The organism is Herbiconiux daphne (assembly GCF_024979295.1).
Lineage (GTDB): Bacteria > Actinomycetota > Actinomycetes > Actinomycetales > Microbacteriaceae > Herbiconiux > Herbiconiux daphnes.
Genome location: NZ_JANLCJ010000840.1, coordinates 1 through 514, shown reverse-complemented (window position 1 = coordinate 514; position 514 = coordinate 1). Strand labels below are relative to the sequence as shown.

The window sequence follows — 514 nt, the reverse complement described above, 5'->3', positions numbered from 1 at the left end:
TTTCTCAGTGTACACATGAATTACTCCTGTCAACCGTTTCCTTTACTTCAGTGTATATAAAGACTGTACCTACTCGCTGTTAAACGATGTACGTACTGATAGTCCTAACGGACCAGATATTAATTTTGATAAATCCTTGGAGGTAACAGTGGCTGAAGGTAATCGCAAACCAATTGATTATGACAACATTGTTGATGGTCGTTGTCAGACCACTGGTAAAATCGTGAATAAAGCAGGTCCGGGTCGACCAAAAGGTTCACGTAATAAAATGACCCAGAAGTTTCTTGATAGAGTTCAGGCTCGCACAGAAGATGGTATGAGTATGGAAGAAATCTTAATGGATATGGCTCAAGACCCAGATATGCACCCTGACCTTCGTTTCAAAGCAGCTAAGACTGTACTTGAACTTGTTGTACCTAAAGCTTCTAGTGTTGAAGTGATTATGGATGATAAAGAACGTCTAACCAAAGAGCAGATTGATAATCGACTGAAGCAATTACTTGCCAATGGATTA

1 protein-coding gene is annotated in these 514 nt (G+C 39.7%); it reads left to right on the top strand.

Translation table 11 applies throughout. The features are described 5' to 3' along the window. Positions 1-148: 148 nt before the first annotated feature. Positions 149-514: hypothetical protein (locus tag N1032_RS27975; protein ID WP_259544009.1), on the top strand; the 366-nt coding region annotated here is incomplete at its 3' end.